Here is a 19,683-nt window from a genome sequence, read left to right on the forward strand (position 1 = left end):
GCGCGACCGGATCATAGATACAGCGCGATGGGGAGCCGATCGACTCGGGCCTCCACCGACGTGTACGTCTCGATACTCTCCCGGTAGTGGTCGTGCAGGGTCTGCACGACGTCGAAGACACCGGTGGCCGAGGGTCCGAGCGCCGCTCTGCTCTCGCGCAGCAGGGCACTCACCGTCGCCACCATCGCCGAGTTGCGGACGGACCACAGCGGCACGCCTATGGCACCGGCACCGCTGATGATCAGCGACCGCATGAATCCGAGGACGTCACCGCCGTCGGACCGCATCCCCTGTCCGGCCAGACAGGCGCCGAGCACGGTGAGCTTGTTCCTCGGCAGGCTGACGCGCAACGCGAGGTCGAACTGCGACAGCATGTCCGTCTTTCCCAGATAGATCAGCGGGCCGGAGACCTCAGGTTCGTCCACATACACCCCGTGCCCGGCGTACACGAAGAACTCCGGCTTCACCGCGACCAGTTGCTCAAGACCGTCCCAGTCGGCGGTGAAGGCGCCCGCGACCTTGCCCACGAGGGCGTCGGGGACCTCTCCGGCCACGTGGACGTGCGTCGCCGTCCAGCCGACATCGACGATCTCGTCGCCCGTCGCCTGTGCGTCGGTGGACAGCAGCGCGGCCAGGTCGTCGTCGTGCTCCATGAGTTGCTTCTTGAGCAGATGGCGGCCACGCGTGACGAAGGCGGCCACACTCACCGAGTGCGACAGCGGAACCCGGGCAGCGAGCGGCCGGTCGTCCCCCGGCGCGGTGGCGACATGCAGGGGGATCGCGAAGATGTCGTCGGTCGGGATCAGGGTGAGATGGCTCGGCGGCCCTCCCTTGGTGGCGCTCTCCCACACCGGCCCGACCAGCAGGTTCCAGATGCGCCGGCAGGTTTCCTCCTTCGGTACCGGAAACGCCGGATCCGCGAGGTCCTCGAAGACCTGGCGCGCGAGTTCGGCCACGTCCGTGTACGGAACGGAGGGCAGCAGCGTGAGCACCCCGTCCCGGCAGACCACGATGCCGAGCGAGTCGGGCTCGGTGGCCTCCTCGCCCTCCAGGGCCGCATCCGACGTACCGAAGCGGAAGTACCGCACGACACACGAGCCCTCGTGGTTGAGGGTGTACTGGACCAACTGATGGGCGATGTCGTCGTCGTGGGTCGCCGATGTCAGCGGGTGCTGGAGGAAGTGCTCCTCGTACTGCTGCTCGCGCTCGATGAGGAGTTCCCTCCACTCCCTCCCCTCCGTCGCCTCGGCGGATCTCTGTGTGCGCAGAGGCGTCCGACGACCCTCCGGGGAACCCTTTTCGGCCCGGGATCCTTCCGGAGCGGTGGGCAGCGGATGTACGGGGCGGCCGAGGACGGGTGGGCGGGACGACGCGAGCAGGTCCAGGAGTTCCCGGCCCGAGGACTCCTCCACCAGGGAGACGATCTTCTCCAGGTCCTCCTGCCGGTGGCCGCCCCGTGCCATCTGCGCACCGATGGCGCGCAGATACGCGGGCCTCACGTGGTTGGCGTAGGCGCGCTTGTACACGGGGAGGGCGATGGCTTCGCGCACCGACTCCGCCATCCTCAGTCGGCGGTCCAGGACGTCCCGTGGACGATCGGCCGCAGGGAGGGCGGCAGCCGTCTCCCGGTAGTAGCGCACGGTGTAGGCGTAGAAGTCGACGTCCAGCCCGGCGCGTCGGCCCGTACCGACGACGTCGTCCTCCAACTCGTCGAGAAGGTTCCCCAGATCGGCCAGGCCGTCGGGGCCGCCGGCGAGCCGGGCGAGGTTCTGGCGGGCGATCCGCCGTCCGCGCTCCCACCCCGGTCCCGCGTACTCCTCGCGGCCATGACCCAGATCGCGCAGGGTCGCGAAGCTCCTCTCGGGGTCGTCTCCGCAGAAGGCCTCGTTCAGGAGCGACTGCGTCGTGCGGTACGTGTCGTTCAGCCCCTCCGAGATGGCCTTGGCGCGCGCGGTGACGCGCAGTGACTGCTCCTTGTCCCCAGCCTGACGCAGAGCGGTGGCGAGGTTGTGGAGGGCATTGGAGTAGCCGCGGAGGAACTCCCTTTTCCTGAGAGGCGTTTCCTGATGCGGAACGGCATGGATGTCGACACCGTGCTCGTTCGCCTGCTCGACGAGTTGGTCGTGTCTCCGCTGCATCGGAGCGACCATCGCGTCGACGTCTCGCCCTCCGGTCCTGCCGTCGTCCTTCTCACGCGCCGCCTGCTCACGTTCCTCGAACTCGGCGCGGGTGTAGTTGCTGAGCAGGTCGGGCAGCGCCCACCACAGTCGGGCCGACTCGGCCACCCGCACCGCGGTACCGAAGTCACGCCGGGAGGCGGTGTAACTCCCCAGGCGGTAGCGGATCCTGCCCACTCCGTCGTGCCACCGGGCGAGGGCGTAGGCGGGGAAGGGGTCCTCGGGGTCGGCGGTGCCCTCGGTCAGCCACGCCGACAGCCGCTCGGCGTCCGGCCGTGACGCCTCGATCAGCTGCAGCCCCGCGAGCAACTCGTAGCCGAGGTCCGCCTGGACGATTTCGCACCAGTGGGCGCCGACTCTCCGTGCGATGCCTCGGGCACCGGCCTGCGGCTCCTTGGTGTGCGCTCGCGCCATTCGTAACATGCCGATGGCGTCCGCCTGGCGCATCGGGGCATCGAAGTCGATGTCGAACCGCATGATCAGATCCTCGACGTCCAGTGCCTCGACGAAGGCCCTGATCGCGGAGCCGGGGTCCTGCGGGTGCCGCCCGTCGTGCTGGCGCATGGGGAGAACTCCTCTGATTCCGTCGGATTCATCGCTCCGGCACCGCGGGGACTCGAGCGGCGCGCGGAGCGGAGGGGACAGCGAGTGGACTAGCGCGGCCGAGTCAGGAGGTGTGTCCCCACGAAAGCGATCAGACCGGCCACGACGGCGCCCGAGAGCGACCACGCGACGGCGGGAGGCCCTCCTCCCCGGCCCAGCGCCCAGCAAGTGACGGCCAGCCACCCCAGGGCGGCACCGAACAGCCCCGCGACGCCCGAGTCGAGCCATCGGTAGCGGGACGTCGTCGGCGCGACGCCCGCCCAGCGCAGTGTGGCCAGGGGCAGGGCGAGGGCAAGGGCTGCCACGGCGACGATGACCGGGGACTCGAGGGACTTGCGTATCGGCACCTTGTAGTTCATGGTCTGCACTGCCGTCAGCGCGGTGAGGAGCGAGCCCAGAATGGAGGTCTGAATCAGCGTCAGCCAGCCGCGGTGGCTGACCAGTTCACGCTCCACCAGTACCGAGACCGCGGCGCGCACGCTGTCCGCCCGTTCGCGCGCGGCTTCCAGATGCAGCCGGTCCTCGTCCACCTGCTTGATGAGCCATTCGGCGTCGGCGAGGTCCGTCACGGTCCAGGAGACTCCCCTGCCGTGCCTGCGTAAGTCGGGGGTGTGCAGACGCATGTTGGCGACGGCGGTGGAGACACTGCGGCTCAGCTGACGCTGGCGCGTGATGGTCCACAGCAGTCCCTGGGGCCCGAACTGGGTCTCGTCCAGCAGGTGCGACGTCTTCAGCAGGCGCTCGAGGGGCGCGGGACGTCGGGTCGCGGAGTCCAACTCCCGCAGGAGCGCCGTCGTCCGCTCGTCGCTCTCCGATATCTGCGCGCGCGACGGCTCCGAGGACGCGTACAGCCGTCCTTGGTACTGGATCTTCGAGAGCTGGAGCAAATAGCGTGTGAGCGGCATCAGCCCGTGTCGGCCGTCGGTGGCCCAGGCCCACTCGTCGAGGTCTGCCTCGTGCCGGGCCGGTGCGAGAACGTAGAGGTCGGTGGCATCCTCGGGTTCGCCGGTCTCGGTGGACCTCCACACGGCGAAACCGTGCTCCGTGCGGTCGAAGCCGGCCCACCAGGGTTCGGTGCCGGCCCGGGGAGCATGCCGACGGACGAGCTCGCACATCGCGCGGTCGCGGCGTGCGAGCCCCCGGCCGTGCAGGGCCTCGAACACGCGGAACTCCCCCAACAGACCCTGGGGTTGGGGCGGTCCGCCGGCAGCGGCCACCGCTCCGCTCCACTGGGCGTCGAGATCGGCCCACTGGGTGAGGCCTCTGGACGAGTCGTTGGGTGCCAGCAGGGCGACGAGGCCGACGACATCGTGGTCGGCGAAGGCGAAGGCGGAATAGACCGAGTCGTCGCCCGTCCGCTGTGCGGCCGCCAGCAAGGTGAATCGGGGGGCGACCGGGGGTGCCAGGCCGAAGTCGATATGGTCCGCGGGCACGGAGGTCCCGGCAACCGGCTCACGCATGCCCAGTGAACGGCATGCTCGCCACAGACAGGCGAGGTATTCGCGCGCGTTGCTGTCGATCTCGGATTCGGCGGGCGCGAACGCCATGACGAGTAAGGCCGGCTTGGTGATTCCGTTCATACTGTGCGACCTGCTTCCGGAACCCCGAGGGGCTGTCAAGGAGTACCGAGCCTTCTTCGATGCGCGTTCCTACTCGTCCGACCGCGGACAAGCGGTTCGGCTACGGTCGGTTCACGCCGTCTCCCCTTGGGGGTTCCGGCCTTCCCGGGAGCGGTCCTCGGGACCGCTCAGGTCGGCCGTGAGCCGTGCGACCAGGTGATTCCGCTGCTCGCGCTGTTGTGCCGGGATGGGTGTGCGCCCCGCGCCCAACCGGGCCTGCGCACGACGTGCCCCTTCTCGGTCCAACGGCTCCAGGAGGGCCAGCACGTGAAGAGTCTCGGCATCGTCCCCTTCGGGGAGCACGGACTCGAGCCTGTTCAGCACATCGCCCACGGCGCGCCATTCCTCCGCGGTGAGCGACCAGTCCTCGATCTCCCGCAGACGCGCAAGGATCTGTCGTAACTCCATGAAAGTCCTCCCCCGAGCACCGCCGACCGCACACCCACGCCCACGGATTCCCCGCATCCGCCCCGTATGCGAAGCCCAGCCTTGCGTGTGACGGAAGGTGTTCCTGGGTTCGCCGGCTGATTTTCCAACCTTTGGGCCGAGTGCACAAGGCAGAGCGGCACCGAGTGGGCACCGGGCCACCGACCGAACCGTCCGTCGCTGCGAGACCTCGCGCCGACGGACGGCCCGCGTTCCGCCGCGGGGCCTAGGAAGCGGTGCGGTGGGCGAAGGACGTGGCGCGTCGGCGGCGGGCGGGGTCGAAGGCGTCGGTGGCGCCCGCGCCCTCGTTGCCGGGGCCGGAGTTCCAGCCGTCGATCTTCCGGGCGACCCCCTTCACCTTGGGGTGACCGGGCTCGTGCGCGACCTCGAAGTGGGACTCCTTGGGCGTCGCGAAGTCGCCGCCCCACGCCACGGCGCCGTCCAGTTCGGCGAGGACGTCGCGGATGACGACCAGTTCCTGCGGATAGAAGCCGCCCTTGGCACCGAGCGGGTAGGCCTGGGGTCTGATCTCGATGGCCGTGCCGGACAGGTAGTTCGACTCGTGGGGGTCCTGGACGCGACGCGAGGTGCGGTGGCCCCGGACGTCGCCGTCCCGAAGCTGGTCGATCTCGTAGTGGAAGCGTCGTGCGACGTGCAGGAGCAGGGTCGCGGCCGTTCCTCCGGCGAGGTGGACGGACCGGTCGCTGCCCTCGATGCGGAAGCTCTCCGCCTCGGGCAGGATCTCCCAGCCGTTGGCGGAGCGGCTCCCCGCCCAGTCCGTCCGGCGGGGGGCTGCGGAGGCGGGGGCCGCCCCCAGTGACCCGATCGCGGCGGCTCCGGCGAACCCGGCGGCGGCGCCCACGAAGTGGCGCCTGGTCAGCTCGTTCACGCTGTGCCCTTCTCGGTGCGTTGGTTGACGACGGCCAGCCGAACGGCCAGGCCCAGGAAGGTGACGGCCAGCAGGGGCAGGACCACCAGGGCCGGGTTGACCCATACCGGGACGAGGTCGAAGCCAGCGTTGCACTTGTTGTGCAGGGGGAACCATCGCGAGGGCTCCTGCCAGTGGACGGAGCGGTAGGCGCGGTCGTAGGTGGTGCCGGCCGCGTGACAGGACTCCTCGGCGTCCATCGAGGAACCGGCGAGGGCTCCGACGATCCAGGTGACGAGCATGGCGACGAGACAGAGCCCCGCTGTCACGAGGAACCAGCCGGGTGTCTTCCACCGGCCGGTGAGGAGGGGCCGGCTCCACAGTCCCAGCACGATCAGGACGGGAACGGCGAGGAGGAGGAAGTTCGCGATGACGCCCATCGATCAGTGGCCGGCTCGTGCGGCAGCTCGCTGCCCGGCGGCCTTGAGGTACTTCCGCAGGTTGCTCTTGTACGTGGCGGCCAGGCTGTTCTCCAGGCCGACGAGGGCGAGCATGCGGTCGCTGAAGCCGAGGACGAACGCGTCGAGCTTGTCGCCGCCGCCGGGAAGATTGATCATCACGGACGGCAGCATGGCACCGGAGGCCATGATGAGCTTCTTGCGGGCGAGGTCGACGGTGACGTCGTCGGCGGCCGTGAGGATGTTCCAGCAGGACTGGTAGCAGTTCCCGCCGTTCTGCCAGCGGGTGTCGTAGTTGTTGCGGAACCGGCGCAGCCCGCCGCCTCCGTTGTACTGGGCCTTGACCCAGTCGACGATGTTCTGGCCGCCCGTGACGGCCTTGGCCAGCAGGTATCCGTCGGCGTCCTCGACCATGTCGGTGAAGCCGAAGCTGGAGACGACGGCCGGTTTGGCGAGCTTGGCGTCGCAGAAGGCGTGTCCGGAGGCGTACTGCTCCTCGGAGTTCCGCCAGTCGGCGTAGAAGGTCATGATGTCGCCGCCCCAGCCGGCGATGTCGCCGCCGGTCGCGGACTTCTTGTCGCTGGGGTCGGAGTTGACGAGGAAGCCGTTGGCGGTGGCCATCAGGTGCGTGGCGTCGAGGTCGTAGCCGGAGATGGGGTCCTTGAAGCTGTCCATCACGGACATGCCCCGGGTGTTGCAGTAGTCGACGAAGCCGGAGTCGAAGCTGCCGGCGAGCCACCACCAGGCCATGCCCGCGTACTTCTCGTGGCGGATGTACTCCATGACGAGCTGGCTGGCGTTCTTGTCGTGCCCGTACGCGACGGCCATGCCGTAGAGCTTCTCGACGTACGCGATGAAGCCGTCCGCCGGACCGGCCGTGCTGTTCACGGAGTTGGTGCCCGGGTCGCTTCCGGTGCGCCAGACGTCGCGGTCCAGGTCGAAGGTGTCGGACCCGTTGGTGACCTTGAACTCCTTGATCTGGTTCATGGACCAGTTGTCCGGCAGGGGGAAGCCGAGGTTGCCGGAGAAGCCGTAGGACATGCCGGAGACGAAGGAGTACCGGGCGAGGGTCTTCTCGGTGACGTTGGTACAGACGTTGCGGGATCCGTAGACGCCGTGGAGGTACTTCTTGCCCTGGCCGGCGAGGCCCGCCACCACGCCGTTGAAGTACGTGACGATGCCCTGCGGATAGCCGTCGATCGCCTCCTGCGTGGCGTCGTAGTCGCAGGCGAAGTAGATGGTGGTGCCGCGGTTGAAGCCGTAACCGCTCGCCAGCGCGTGGGCGTTCAGCGCGTGCTGGTACCCGGCCGTGTAGGTGAAGTCCGACAACTGGCGCGCGTTGTCCTGGTAGATGGGGAAGACGCGCAGGCCGGCGTCGAAGATGGTCTTGAGTTCGCCGGGTTTGATCTCCTTGTCGAGCGTGGAGCCCGGGGGGTCGTACAGGTAGCGGCCGACGATGCGGAAGCCGTTGTCGTAGAGCCATCTGGCGCGCGAGGCGGTTATCTCGTAGCGCGTGTCGCTGCCGTGGGCCTCGCGGTCCGGGTCGCCCATGGAGACGAGGAGCTGGGACCACGTCTGGTAGTCCCCGAGACCGGTCTCGGGGAGCTGCGAGAACTTCTGGAAGATCTGGACGAACTCCTTGGTCTTGGAGTCGAAGCTGTCCTTGAAGGTGGTGCGGACCTCCTGGTCGTCCTGGCCGTGCAGGATGACCGGCTCGTTGAAGACGCAGGCGGCCGTGAAGAGCTGGACGAAGATGCCGGAGTTGCCCTCGGTGAGGGTGTGCGACTTCAGGCCGGCCTGGGTGCCCGGGCCGAAGTTGCCGGTGGGGCTGAGTCCGAGTTCGTACTGGAGGGCGATCATGAGGGCCTTCTGCACGTCGCGGGAGTAGATCCCGTCGCAGGGGCCGATGCTGTAGGCGTCCTTCTGCCAGTAACCGCCGTTGAGCCACCGCTGGATGCCTCGGATCTTGTCGGTGCCACCCGCGACGACGACGTAGGCGTCCATGTTGAGGATGCACTTGGCGATCTTGGCGTTGATGACACCGTCGCCCTCGGGGATGCCCATGTTGGACCGCAGGCTCTTCACCGCTTCGCGGGTGACGCCGGTGAACCAGCCGTAACTGTCCGGCTCGACGGCCCAGTAGCCCTTGCAGAACAGGCCGTGTTCGAGGATGGCGACGATGTTGCGGTTCGCGTCCCAGCCGAATCCGATATCGCCGAGCGCCTGCATTTTGGACATCGTCCCGGGGCCGAAACTGGCGACCACCGGACTGATGCCGAGTTCGTGCTGAAGTCCCATGATCAGGGAGTTCATGGTGCCCCAGCCGGTGTGGCCGTCTTCCGGACACGGAACATATCCGGCCACGGTGCCGTAGGTGGAGTTCACCCATTTCTGCGCTTCGAGGACTTTCTCGTCTGCCAAGTCTTTTCCTGTCTCCGGTCGTACGGCACCAGGCCGCACGAGACTGCGAGCCGAAAGGAAAGGGGGCCTGTACAAGGAGGGGACGAACGTCGACGGGCCTGACCGGCCCACCGTCGCGGAACGCACGCTGCGGGCAGAGCTGTTGGGGGTGCCGCTCCGGCCGGCCAGGGGGAACGCTCCGAGGACGGGCACAGGTAGGCGTGCTCCCGATCTACCGAACTGCCCTTCCTCGCACCCGATTCACCGAAAGGCGTGGGCCTTTCCGACCAGCCGTACCGCGCACCATGAACACGTCCCCCGCTCCCCGTGACGGGACTTCCCGAAGAAGATCCCGCGAGCACGCTAAGGCACCCGCCACCGCGCGAACAGCCCCACGACGGCTGCCGGATCGGTGCGTCGGGAAACTCCGCATGCCCGAACGATGTGACTCCCGACACGGCTCCGAGGGTTGTGCGATTTCCGGCCTCTTCGCGGCGGGAACGGGCCAATGCATCGACCCCGGGAAATGGCCCGGCGAGTGGATTCAGTGCGCTGTCGCGCAGGATGCCCCATTGAGGGTGATGGTGTCGGGTGCCGTGTTCGTGTGCTGCCAGGAGCCGATGAAGCCCACGGAGACGGAACCGCCCGCGGCGACCGTCCTGTTGTAGTCGGCGGCGGTGGCGGTCACCCGGGAGCCGTGCTGGTCGACGGTGCCGTCCCACATCTGGGTGACCCGCTGGCCGTCGTCGAAGGTCCAGCCGAGCCGCCAGGTGTCCAGGGGCTCGGTGGTCGTGACGGAGACGGTCGCCTGGAAGCCGTCCGGCCACTCGTTGTCGAGGGTGTACGTCGCCGCGCAGCGAGGGGAGTTCCTCGTCGGCTCCGGGGTGCGGTCGACGACGCGGGCCGGAGGCGAGGTCGGGCCCTGGGGTTCGGGATCGGGATCGGGTCGCGCGTCGGCGGTCGTCCGCGTCGGCTCCGGCGAGACGAGCGTCCCGTCGGCGCGGTTGGTGGCCGGCGGGGACGACGACACGGCCGGGGCGGCCACCGGCCGGTCGGCGACGGCCGTGTCGCCGCGCGGCGCGATGGAACCGTCGCCGTCGGGGCCGAAGGGCATGAGGGAGACGGTGAGCGCGAGTCCGGACACGATGAGGGCGGCGACCAGCACTCCGGTACGGCCGATCCGGGGCGCGGGCTCCCGGTTCTCGGCGATGCCGGTGTCCACGGCGGCCTCCGAGCGACCGCCGCCGAGTCCCGCTTCGGCGGCGCGGCGGCGGCGTTCGAGATAGGCGAGGCCGCCCCAGCCGATCACCCCGCCCGCGAGCGCGGCGGGCAGTCCGCCGCCGTGCAGGCGCAGGCAGGCGGCGGCCTCCGCGCACTCGGCGCAGTGGGCGAGGTGCCGGGACAGATCCTCGGGTGTCCCGGCTCCCGGCGAACGGGTGACCGCGTCGAGGAGGCGGGCGTAGCTGCGGCAGGCGGTGTCCATCGGGGTGTCGAGGTGGCTGCGGTGGCAGCGGGCTCTGAACAGGGCGCGCACCTCGCCGAGTTCCTCGGCGGCCGCCACCGGGTCCAGGCCGAGCCGACGGGCCACGGCGGGCAGCGGGAGGGCTTCGACCTCGACCAGCCACAGCAGGGCGGCGTCCGCCTCCTGGAGGTCCCTGAGGCCGCGCAGGGCGATCGGGCGGTGCAGCGGGGGCCCGGTGAAGCGTGCGGCCTTCTCGGAGTTGAGCCACAGCCTGAGGTCGGGGTCGAGCCGGTGCCCCTGGCCGTGCGTCTCCCAGGCCGCGGCCGTGGTGCGTACGGAGTTGAGCAGCAGGGGGATCCGGGGCAGCCCCGGTGTCCTGCGGCCGGTGTTCTTCGCGCGGACCTCGGCGGCGCGGGCCTCGTGGACGCCGTGCGTGAAGGCCTCGGTGGCGAGTTGGGTCGCGGCGGCCGAGCCGGACGTGCACAGGTCGGCGTACGAGAGCACCGCGTCCCAGCACTCCGAGAACAACGCGGCCTCGGCGGCGTCCTGAGGGGTCGGCAGGTCGGGCATGGGGGGCTCCTGCATCCACTGCGTCCATGTGCAACGTCAGGTAACGCCCAACTCGGCTTGCGGCACCGGGGAGTTGGAGACCGTCCCGACAACGGGCCCGAGCCTTTCACGGTTCCGACACAACTGACAAGCCGTTCCCTCACATCGCGCGACCGGGCGGTCACGCGTCGGTGATTCCGGCCTCCCCCACGGCCCGCGGAACGCGCCCGGCCCGGACGTACGGATGACGTCCGGGCCGGGCGAGGCGTTCAGGGGTGCACGGGGTGGGGTGCACCGCGCCGATGGGTCAGACCTGGGCGGCCGGCTCCTCCGCGGGCAGGCTGTCCATGAAGGAGCTGACGGAGAAGACCGCGCGCCCGGGGCCCGGCTGCCCGTACCCGGGGGGCGACTTGAGACCGAAGTCGTCCATGGTGGCGCGGTAGGCCTCCAGCAGACGGATGTGGTACTCCAGCGGCGCGCCCTGCGGGTTGGCCTTGCCGAGCGGGGTGGTCGGCTCCGGGCACCAGGTGGTGAAGCGGGGCGTGATGCCGTGGGACATGAAGAAGCGCAGTCCCTCGGTCGTCGACGCGATGGCCTCGTCGACGCTGGTGAAGCCGAACGGCTCGGCCATCTCCACGCCCGCCACGAAGTTGGGGATCACGTTGCGCGCGCCGAAGATCTCGGCGGAGTCGAGGATGCGCTTGTGCCACTCGTCCCGGCCGACGTAGCGCTCCTTGCCGGGGCAGTACATCTTGAACAGATACTCGTCCCACACCTCGTAGTTGGGGTGGTAGATCTGCACGCCGTAGTCCTTGAACCGCTGCACGTCGTCGCGGGGCAGCGCCTGGGCCACCACCTTGCCGATCCAGCGTCCGGGGAACCGCTCCTCGATGGCCTTGGCGTAGTGGCCGTAGAAGTCGGCCTCGTCACGGCCGGACACCGTCTTGGTGATCGCGCCGCCGGTGAGGGTGTAGGCGGTGGACGTCTTCGCGGTGTCGTACCGGTCGATGATCTCCAGGGCTTCGAGGACCTCCTCGACGTCCTTGACCCCGGTGTACGGGCGGCCGGCCGCCTTGTGCTGGCGCCAGTTGTGGTTGATGTCGCAGTACTGGCACTCCTCCTTGGCGCCGAAGTACTGGCAGACCCGGAACACCGTGAGGTAGATCAGGTAGCCCCACTGGATCGTCGGCGCCACCTCCATCACGGACTTCCCGTTGGAGAGCTTGTGCCGGTAGTACTCGGGCATCGGCGGCACGCCGACGTCGGAGATCCGCTTCCCGTCGAGGTAGAGCCCGAGGACTCCCTCGTCGTCGGCGGCGACCCGGTAGGGCGAGGACGGGTTGACGCGCACGGAGACCACGGTGCGCCGCAGGTCGTACGGGCCGCCGGTGAGGATGATCTCCTCGGGCGGGCGCCGGAGCGCGGCCTCGCCCAGCTCGGGGAGCGTGCCGTGGTCGAAGGAGAAGATGAAGTACGACTTCGGCTTGACCTCGCCGTTCTCGTTGTCGCTGAGAGCGGACGCGTCGAAGGCCACACCCCCGCGGAGCAGGTCCTCCTTGAAGACGGCCTCCCGCGGTACGTGCGGGAACCGCTCCATCAGATCCTCGACCAGCGCGGTGCGGCTGCCCATCCCGTTCTCCTCGCTCCCGACCTGCTTCGTCTGTCGTGTTCGACTCCTCACGGTATGCCCCCGGCCCGGCGTCAGCCGTGCCGGGTCCCCTCGCGGCGCGCGATGTGGTCCGGAACGGGCTGTCCGGACGGCAGCAGCGGGTCGGGCACGGGCGCGCCCCAGGTGGCCGTCAGCGGGAGCGTGCCGGCCCACAGGCCCCCGGCGGCGTCCGGGCCGTCCCCATCGTCCGGAGCGCCGGTACGGATCTTGACGGAGGCCACTTCGAGGGACAGCGCGAGCACGGTGGTCGCGGCCAGCTCCTTGCGGCTGGGGCCTCGGGCGTAGTCCCACTGTCCGGGGGTGGCGTGCTCCGTGAGGAGGCGGAGGGCCTCGGTCTTCTCGTCGGGGTCGGTGACCTTCCGCGGGACGCCGTGGATCATCGCGCTGCGGTAGTTCACGCCGTGCTCGAACACGGACCGCGCGAGGACGAGCCCGTCGACGTGCGTCACGGTGACACAGACGGGCGTGTCCCCCGCGAGGCTCCGGCTCGCCACGGAGCCGTGGACGTACAGGTCGCGCTCGCCCCGCCCGTACACCGTCGGCACCACCATCGGGCGCCCGTCGACGATCACCCCGAGGTGGCAGACGAACCCCGCGTCGAGGATGGCGTCGAGGTCGGCGCGGTCGAGGCTGCCCTGCTCGCGCAGCCGGCGGTGCCGGGTGAGGTCGGTGTCGGGAAGCGGTCCGTAGGTCATGAGTGACAGAATAACGATATCTGTCATTCGTTAGCCATAGAGCAACTGAATCAGCAGCATGAGACGTCACAAACAACGGAATCCGCATCGAGAGCGCGGCGAGATGGCGCCCGGGCCACGCGGAAGTCGTTTGCCCCGTCCGGCCCCCGCTGCGAGAGTCGCGGCCATGCCGACCTTCACCGCGTACGACGGGACAGAGCTGGCCTTCGAGGTTCTCGGGGACGGACCACCCCTGGTGTGTCTGCCGGGCGGGCCGATGCAGGACTGCGCCTACCTCGGGGAGCTGGGCGGGCTCTCGGCGCACCGACGGCTGATCATGGCGGACCCGCGCGGCACGGGTGGCTCGGCGGTCCCCGAGGACCCCGGCACGTACCGCTGCGACCGCCTGGTCGACGACGTGGAGGCGCTGCGTGAGCATCTCGGTCTGGACCGGCTGGACCTGCTCGCGCACTCCGCGGGGACGAACCTGGCGATGCTGTACGCGCAGCGCCACCCGGACCGGGTCGAGCGGCTCGCGCTGATCACGCCGAGTCCCTACGCGGTCGGCATCGAGATCACCGGGGACGTCCGGCGGGAGACGGCGCGGCTGCGGGCGGCGGAACCGTGGTTCCCGGAGGCGTTCGCCGCACTGGAACGGATCGTCGCCGGAACCGGGGACGCCGCCGCCTTTCTGGCCATCGCCCCCTTCTGGTACGGCCGCTGGGACGAGGCTGCCCGAGCGCACCGGGCGGCGGAGGACGCGCACCGGAACCAGGAGGCCGCGGGCCGTTACGGCGACGGCGCGTTCACCCCGGACGACACCCGGGCGGCGCTCGGCCGCCTGACGTGTCCGGTGCTCGTGCTCGCCGGCGAGGTCGACCTGAACTCCCCGCCTGCCGCGGTCGCCGCCCTCGCCGCCGTGTTCCCGCGTGCCGAGCTGGTCGTCCAGCCCGGGGCCGGGCACTTTCCGTGGCTCGACGACGCGGAGCGGTTCGTGGGGACGACCGAAGCCTTCCTCGGCCGACCGGCCGGGTAGCCGCCCGCCGCGCGCAGCGCCACCCCGCAAGCGCCGGAAACGCCTGCCACCCCGCGGCGCCGGTGACGTCCGTCCGCCGTCGCCGCCGCCCCAGGGTCCTCTCCGGCCCGTCAGGCCGTCCGGTCCAGCTCCGTCTCGTCCACCCGGAACTCCAGCTCCCGCCCCGCCAGCAGCCGTTCCAGTTCGCCGAGAACGGTCGCGCCGAGCCGGGCGACCTCGTTGCCCTGGGAACCGGCCAGATGCGGGGTGACGAAGGCGTTCGGGAGGTCGAGGAGCGGGGAGTCCGCAGGGAGCGGTTCCGGGTCCGTGACGTCGAGGACGGCGCTGATCCGGCCGGACCGCAGTTCCCCGACGAGCGCGTCGTGGTCGACGAGGGAGCCGCGCGCGGTGTTCACGAGGACCGATCCGTCGGGCATCAGGGCGAGTTCGCGGCGGCCGACGAGGTGCCGGGTCTCGGGGGTCTGCGGGGCGTGCACGGTGACGATGTCGCTGCCGGCGAGCAGGGCGTCGAGCGGCAGCAGCGGCACCCCGAGAGCCGCCGCCCCGGCTTCGGTGACGTAGGGGTCGGCGAGGCTCACCTCCAGGTCGAACGGCCGCAGCAGTTCGATGAGGCGTCTGCCGATGCGGGAGGCGCCGACGACACCGACACGGCGGCCGAAGTTGCCGAGGCCGGGCAGGATCTCGCCGTAGGGGAAGGCCCGTTCGTCGCGGAGGCGGTCGCGGTGAGCGAAGACGTTCTTGCCCGCGAGCAGGATCATGGCGAGCGTGTACTCGGCGACGGGCAGCGCGTTCGCGGCGGCGGCCGACGACACGGCGATCCCGCGGTCCCACACCGCCTGTGTGGTGAACCCCTTCACGGAGCCGGCGGCGTGCAGCACGGTCCGCAGTTCCGGCGCCGCCTCCAGCGCACCGGCGTCGAGGACCGGACAACCCCAGCCGGTGATCAGGACCTCGGTGGCGGCGAGACGCTCACGCACGCGGGGATCGGTGAAGTCCCCCGCCACCAGGGCGGGATCGATGTCCACCAGCTCGCGCAACCGGGCGAGCGTGTCCGCCGGGAACACGCGCGGCACGTTCTCGGCCGTCATGGCGAACATCGCCACGGGACGCTTCGGCACAGAGGGGCCTTCCGGTTCGGGAGACGCCCGACGGCGTCCGGCGACGGTGCGGGGCCTCGACGCGATCGCGTGACCGTCGGCGAGTGTCGACGGCCCTCGTGACAGCGACAGCAACCGCTCTCTACGGTAGATCGCAGCGCGTGAGAGGGTCAACGAAGAGGTCTGCCACCTGGGCGGACCGGCGCGGTACGTTCGCCGGGTGGTCATCGCACGGGCGGCGGACATCCGAGGAGGAACAGCAGGATGACTGGGACGCTGACCAACTGGGCCGGCAACATCACGTACACGGCCAAGGAGCTGCACCGGCCCGCCTCGCTCGGCGCGCTGCGCGCGCTGGTCGCGGAGAGCTCCCGGGTGCGGGTGCTGGGCAGTGGCCACTCGTTCAACCGGATCGCCGAACCGGGCGCCGACGGCGTCCTGCTGTCGCTGACCGCGCTGCCGCCCACGATCGACGTCGACACGGCGGCCCGCACGGTACGGGTGTCGGGCGGCGTGCGCTACGCCGAACTCGCCCGCGCGGTGCACGCGAAGGGGTTCGCGCTGCACAACATGGCCTCCCTGCCGCACATCTCGGTGGCCGGCTCGGTCGCCACCGGCACCCACGGTTCAGGGGTCGCGAACGGGTCGTTGGCCTCGGCGGTCCGTGAGGTCGAGCTGGTCACCGCGGACGGTTCCTCGCTGACGATCGGCCGCGGCGACGACCGTTTCGACGGCGCGGTGACCGCGTTGGGCGCTCTGGGTGTGGTCACCGCTCTCACACTCGACGTGGAGCCGGACTTCGAGGTGAGCCAGCACGTCTACACCGAACTCCCGCTGGAGGGACTGGACTTCGAGACGGTCGCTGCCTGCGCGTACAGCGTGAGCCTGTTCACGGACTGGGGGCGGCCCGGTTTCCGCCAGGTGTGGCTCAAGCGGCGCACCGACCGGCCCCTGCCGGACTTCCCCTGGGCGCGGCCCGCGACCGAGGCCATGCACCCGGTGCCGGGGATGCCCGCCCGCAACTGCACCGAGCAGTTCGGCGTTCCCGGTCCCTGGCATGAGCGACTTCCCCATTTCCGGGCGGAGTTCACGCCGAGCAGCGGCTCCGAGCTGCAGTCCGAGTATCTGCTGGCGCGCTCGGACGCCCTGGCCGCCCTGCACGCCCTGGACGCGATCCGCGGGACGATCGCACCGCTGCTGCAGATCTGCGAGGTGCGGACCGTCGCCGCCGACCGGCAGTGGCTGAGCCCGGCCTACGGGCGGGACACCGTGGCGCTGCACTTCACCTGGGTCGACGACACGGAGGCCGTCCTGCCGGTGGTGCGGAGCGTCGAGCGGGCGCTGGAGCCGTTCGCGCCGCGCCCGCACTGGGGCAAGGTCTTCGCCGTACCGCCGGAGACCCTGCGCGGACGCTATGCGCGCCTGACCGACTTCCGGACGCTGGTCGACGGCCTCGACCCGGCCGGCACCTTCACCAACGCCTTCGTGGCGGACCTCCTCCCTCCTCGGTCCTGAGACACCGGGCAGGGCCTCGGGAGAACCGCACCGACCGGGAACACGACGCACGGGCTGATCCACGGGCTGACCTAGGAGACGCATGTCCTTCCGCACCTCCCCCTCGCACCCGACCGCCGCACCCTCCGCCACCGGCTACGTCGAGGACGTGTCCCCCGGCCACGGCGCGCTGCCGCCGCGCGCCCGGTACGCGGCCTCGGACGCCGCGGCCCTTTCCCTGAACGGGCGTTGGCACTTCCGGCTCTCCCCCACCGCCGACGCGCGCGACGACTCCTTCGCCGCCGAGGGGTACGCGCCGCACGAGGACGACGACCCCGACAGCTGGGCCGAGGTCCAGGTCCCCGGCCACTGGGTGCTGCAGGGGCACGGCGCGCCGATCTACACCAACCACCTCTATCCGTTCCCGGTCGACCCGCCGCACGTGCCGACCGAGAACCCGACCGGCGACCATCTGCGCCTCTTCGACCTGCCGGCGGACTGGCCCGCCGACGGCGGTACGGTGCTGCGCTTCGACGGGGTCGAGTCCTGCGCCCGCGTCTGGCTGAACGGCACGGACCTCGGCGAGTTCAAGGGCTCCCGGCTGCCGCACGAGTTCGCCGTGGGCCATCTGCTGCGGCCGGGGCGCAACGCGCTCGCCGTCCGGGTGCACCAGTGGTCGGCGGGCTCCTACCTGGAGGACCAGGACCAGTGGTGGCTGCCCGGCATCTTCCGTGACGTCACCCTGCTGCACCGCCCCGCGGGCGGCGTGCTCGACTTCTTCGTGCACGCCGGGTACGACCACCGCGAGGGCCTCGGAACCCTGCGCGTGGACTCCGACGTCGACGGACGGGTCCTCGTGCCCGCCCTGGACGTCGACGTCGCGACCGGGGCGGAGGTCACGGTGCCGGTGGCGCCGTGGACCGCCGAGACGCCCCGGCTGTACGACGGCGAACTGGTCACGGAGGGCGAGCGCGTACCCCTGCGGATCGGCTTCCGCACCGTCGCTCTCGACGACGGGCGGATCAAGGTCAACGGCCGTGCGGTGCTGTTCAAGGGCGTCAACCGGCACGAGTGGCACCCGGAGAAGGGCCGCGCGCTCGACGCGGAGACGATGCTCGCCGACGTGCTGCTGATGAAGCGGCACAACATCAACGCCGTCCGCACCTCGCACTATCCGCCGCACCCCGCCTTCCTCGACCTGTGCGACGAGTACGGCCTGTGGGTCGTCGACGAGTGCGACCTGGAGACCCACGGATTCACCGAGGAGGCCTGGCGCGGCAACCCCGTCGACGACGACCGCTGGACGCCCGCGCTCCTCGACCGGGCGGCCCGGATGGTCGAGCGCGACAAGAACCATCCGTCCGTCGTCATGTGGTCGCTCGGCAACGAGGCGGGCACCGGACGCGGACTGACGGCGATGGCCGACTGGATCCGGGGCCGCGACGGCTCACGCCTCATCCACTACGAGGGGGACGCCACCTGCCGTGACACGGACGTCTATTCGCGCATGTACGCCGACCACGCCGAGGTCGAGCGCATCGGCCGCCACGAGGACGGGGGCGACGCGAAGCGACGCGGACTCCCCTTCGTTCTCTGCGAGTACGGCCACGCCATGGGCAACGGTCCCGGCGGTCTCGCCGACTACCAGCGTCTGTTCACCGCGTACGACCGCGTCCAGGGCGGGTTCATCTGGGAGTGGATCGACCACGGCATCACGGACGGGCGCCACGGGTTCGCGTACGGCGGGGACTTCGGAGAGGAGCTGCACGACGGGAACTTCGTCTGCGACGGGCTGCTCTTCCCGGACCGGACACCCTCCCCGGGGCTCGTCGAGTACAAGAAGGTGATCGAACCCGTCCGCATCGACACCGGCGGGACTTCCGGCCTCCCCGGACCGGACCGACTCCGGGACCGGGAAGGGGTGCTGGACCGAGCCCTGGAAGCCGCCCCGGCCGACGGCGTCGTGCGCGTCACCAACGGGTACGACTTCGCCGACCTCTCCGCGCTCACGTTCTCGTGGTCGTACCAGGTGGACGGCGAGACCGTCGGGACGGGACCCCTCCAGGTGCCCGAACTGGCCCCCGGCGGGTCGGCGGACGTGAAGCTGCCCGCACCGCCCGTGGACCCGGGGGGCGCCGAGGCGCACTGGACGGTACGGGCGGTGCTCGCCGAGGACACGGCGTGGGCGCCCCGCGGCCATGAGGTCGCCTGGGCCCAACTCCGCAGCGCCGAGCCCGTGTCCGCACCTCTCGCGCGGTTCGTCGCCCCGGTGGCCGGTGAGGGAGTGATCACCCTGGGACCGGGCACCTTCGACGCCCGCACCGGGGAGCCGCTCACCATCGGCGGTGTCGAGGTCACGGGGCTGCGGCTGGACGTGTGGCGGGCCCCGACCGACAACGACAACGGCGCGCACTGGCAGCCCGACGCCCGCTTCGGCCTGCTCTGGCGCACGCTGGGCCTGCACCGGATGCGGCACCGCCTGGACGCGGTGGAGCCGGGCGAGGACGCGTTGACGGTACGGACCAGGGTGGCGCCCGCCGCCCGCGCGGTCGGCCTGCGCACGGTGTACCGGTGGACGTCCGACGGCACCCGGCTGCGGCTGACCGTGTCCGTGGCACCGGAGGGCGACTGGAAGCTGCCGCTGCCCCGACTCGGTGTCCGGCTCGGCCTGACCGGCTCGGCGGATCGCGTGACCTGGTTCGGCGGCGGCCCGGGCGAGGGCTACCCCGACACCACGTCGGCCTCGATGAGCGGCCGTTGGGAGTCGACGGTGGACGCCCTGCAGACCCCGTACGTGCGCCCGCAGGAGAACGGCGCCCGGCCCGACGTCCGCTGGGCGGAGATCGGCGGCCTGCGTGTCGAGGGCGATCCGCGGTTCTGGTTCACCGCGCGGCGCTGGACGACCGAGCAACTCGACGCGGCGGAGCACCTGTCGGACCTCAGGGCCGGTGACACGGTCTGGGTCAACCTCGACCACGGCCAGCAGGGCATCGGCTCCCAGTCGTGTGGTCCCGGCGTGCTTCCGCCGTACCGGCTGGCCGCGGAGCCGGCGGAGTTCTCGTTCGTCTTCTCGGACGTCCGCTAGAACGGTCGGACCGGTCCCGATCGGCCGGGCGGGTGCTCCCCCGTCCGGCCCGCCGGTGCCCGTCCG

At 70.7% G+C, this 19,683-nt stretch carries 13 protein-coding genes; 3 read left to right on the forward strand and 10 right to left on the reverse strand.

What is annotated here, in order from left to right:
• Nucleotides 1–11: 11 nt before the first annotated feature.
• From AB0C62_RS22790 to AB0C62_RS22830, 9 genes are all read right to left on the reverse strand, one after another.
• Nucleotides 12–2,741: a CHAT domain-containing protein gene (locus AB0C62_RS22790; RefSeq protein ID WP_362975817.1), complete on the reverse strand. Its 2,730-nt coding sequence runs from the start codon at nt 2,739–2,741 to the stop codon at nt 12–14.
• A gap of 89 nt (nt 2,742–2,830) precedes the next feature.
• On the reverse strand, nt 2,831–4,360 hold the full coding sequence (locus AB0C62_RS22795; RefSeq protein ID WP_362975819.1) for a CATRA conflict system CASPASE/TPR repeat-associated protein: 1,530 nt from the start codon (nt 4,358–4,360) through the stop codon (nt 2,831–2,833).
• Nucleotides 4,361–4,471: 111 nt separating this feature from the next.
• On the reverse strand, nt 4,472–4,807 hold the full coding sequence (locus AB0C62_RS22800; protein ID WP_362975821.1) for a CATRA system-associated protein: 336 nt from the start codon (nt 4,805–4,807) through the stop codon (nt 4,472–4,474).
• A 244-nt stretch (nt 4,808–5,051) separates the two neighbouring features.
• The gene (locus tag AB0C62_RS22805) at nt 5,052–5,714 is read right to left on the reverse strand and encodes a hypothetical protein (RefSeq protein WP_362975822.1); all 663 of its coding nucleotides are present in this window, start codon (nt 5,712–5,714) and stop codon (nt 5,052–5,054) included.
• Complete coding sequence (locus AB0C62_RS22810) at nt 5,711–6,133, reverse strand: hypothetical protein (RefSeq protein ID WP_362975824.1); 423 nt, start codon at nt 6,131–6,133, stop codon at nt 5,711–5,713. The genes AB0C62_RS22805 and AB0C62_RS22810 overlap by 4 nt, the downstream gene beginning before the upstream one ends.
• A gap of 3 nt (nt 6,134–6,136) precedes the next feature.
• Nucleotides 6,137–8,572: a glycoside hydrolase domain-containing protein gene (locus tag AB0C62_RS22815; protein ID WP_362975826.1), complete on the reverse strand. Its 2,436-nt coding sequence runs from the start codon at nt 8,570–8,572 to the stop codon at nt 6,137–6,139.
• 523 nt (nt 8,573–9,095) lie between these two features.
• On the reverse strand, nt 9,096–10,583 hold the full coding sequence (locus AB0C62_RS22820; RefSeq protein ID WP_362975828.1) for a cellulose binding domain-containing protein: 1,488 nt from the start codon (nt 10,581–10,583) through the stop codon (nt 9,096–9,098).
• A gap of 286 nt (nt 10,584–10,869) precedes the next feature.
• Nucleotides 10,870–12,192 (reverse strand): radical SAM protein, encoded by a 1,323-nt coding sequence (locus AB0C62_RS22825; protein WP_362975830.1) that lies wholly within the window; start codon nt 12,190–12,192, stop codon nt 10,870–10,872.
• A gap of 71 nt (nt 12,193–12,263) precedes the next feature.
• Nucleotides 12,264–12,926: a pyridoxamine 5'-phosphate oxidase family protein gene (locus tag AB0C62_RS22830; protein ID WP_362975832.1), complete on the reverse strand. Its 663-nt coding sequence runs from the start codon at nt 12,924–12,926 to the stop codon at nt 12,264–12,266.
• Nucleotides 12,927–13,092: 166 nt separating this feature from the next.
• Here AB0C62_RS22830 and AB0C62_RS22835 point away from each other — a divergent pair, with 166 nt between their 5' ends.
• Nucleotides 13,093–13,941 (forward strand): alpha/beta hydrolase, encoded by an 849-nt coding sequence (locus tag AB0C62_RS22835; protein ID WP_362975834.1) that lies wholly within the window; start codon nt 13,093–13,095, stop codon nt 13,939–13,941.
• A 110-nt stretch (nt 13,942–14,051) separates the two neighbouring features.
• Here AB0C62_RS22835 and AB0C62_RS22840 read toward each other — a convergent pair whose 3' ends face one another.
• Nucleotides 14,052–15,059, reverse strand: a complete 1,008-nt coding sequence (locus AB0C62_RS22840; RefSeq protein ID WP_362975836.1) for a hydroxyacid dehydrogenase — start codon at nt 15,057–15,059, stop codon at nt 14,052–14,054.
• A 243-nt stretch (nt 15,060–15,302) separates the two neighbouring features.
• Between AB0C62_RS22840 and AB0C62_RS22845 the strand changes: the two genes are divergently transcribed.
• Together AB0C62_RS22845 and AB0C62_RS22850 are read left to right on the forward strand one after the other, a co-directional pair.
• Nucleotides 15,303–16,553, forward strand: a complete 1,251-nt coding sequence (locus AB0C62_RS22845) for an FAD-binding protein (protein ID WP_362975838.1) — start codon at nt 15,303–15,305, stop codon at nt 16,551–16,553.
• Nucleotides 16,554–16,635: 82 nt separating this feature from the next.
• Entirely contained in the window at nt 16,636–19,617 is a 2,982-nt protein-coding gene (locus AB0C62_RS22850; RefSeq protein WP_362975840.1) for a glycoside hydrolase family 2 TIM barrel-domain containing protein, read from the forward strand.
• Nucleotides 19,618–19,683 lie beyond the last annotated feature (66 nt).

It is taken from the genome of Streptomyces sp. NPDC048643, assembly GCF_040650615.1.
Taxonomy (GTDB): domain Bacteria; phylum Actinomycetota; class Actinomycetes; order Streptomycetales; family Streptomycetaceae; genus Streptomyces.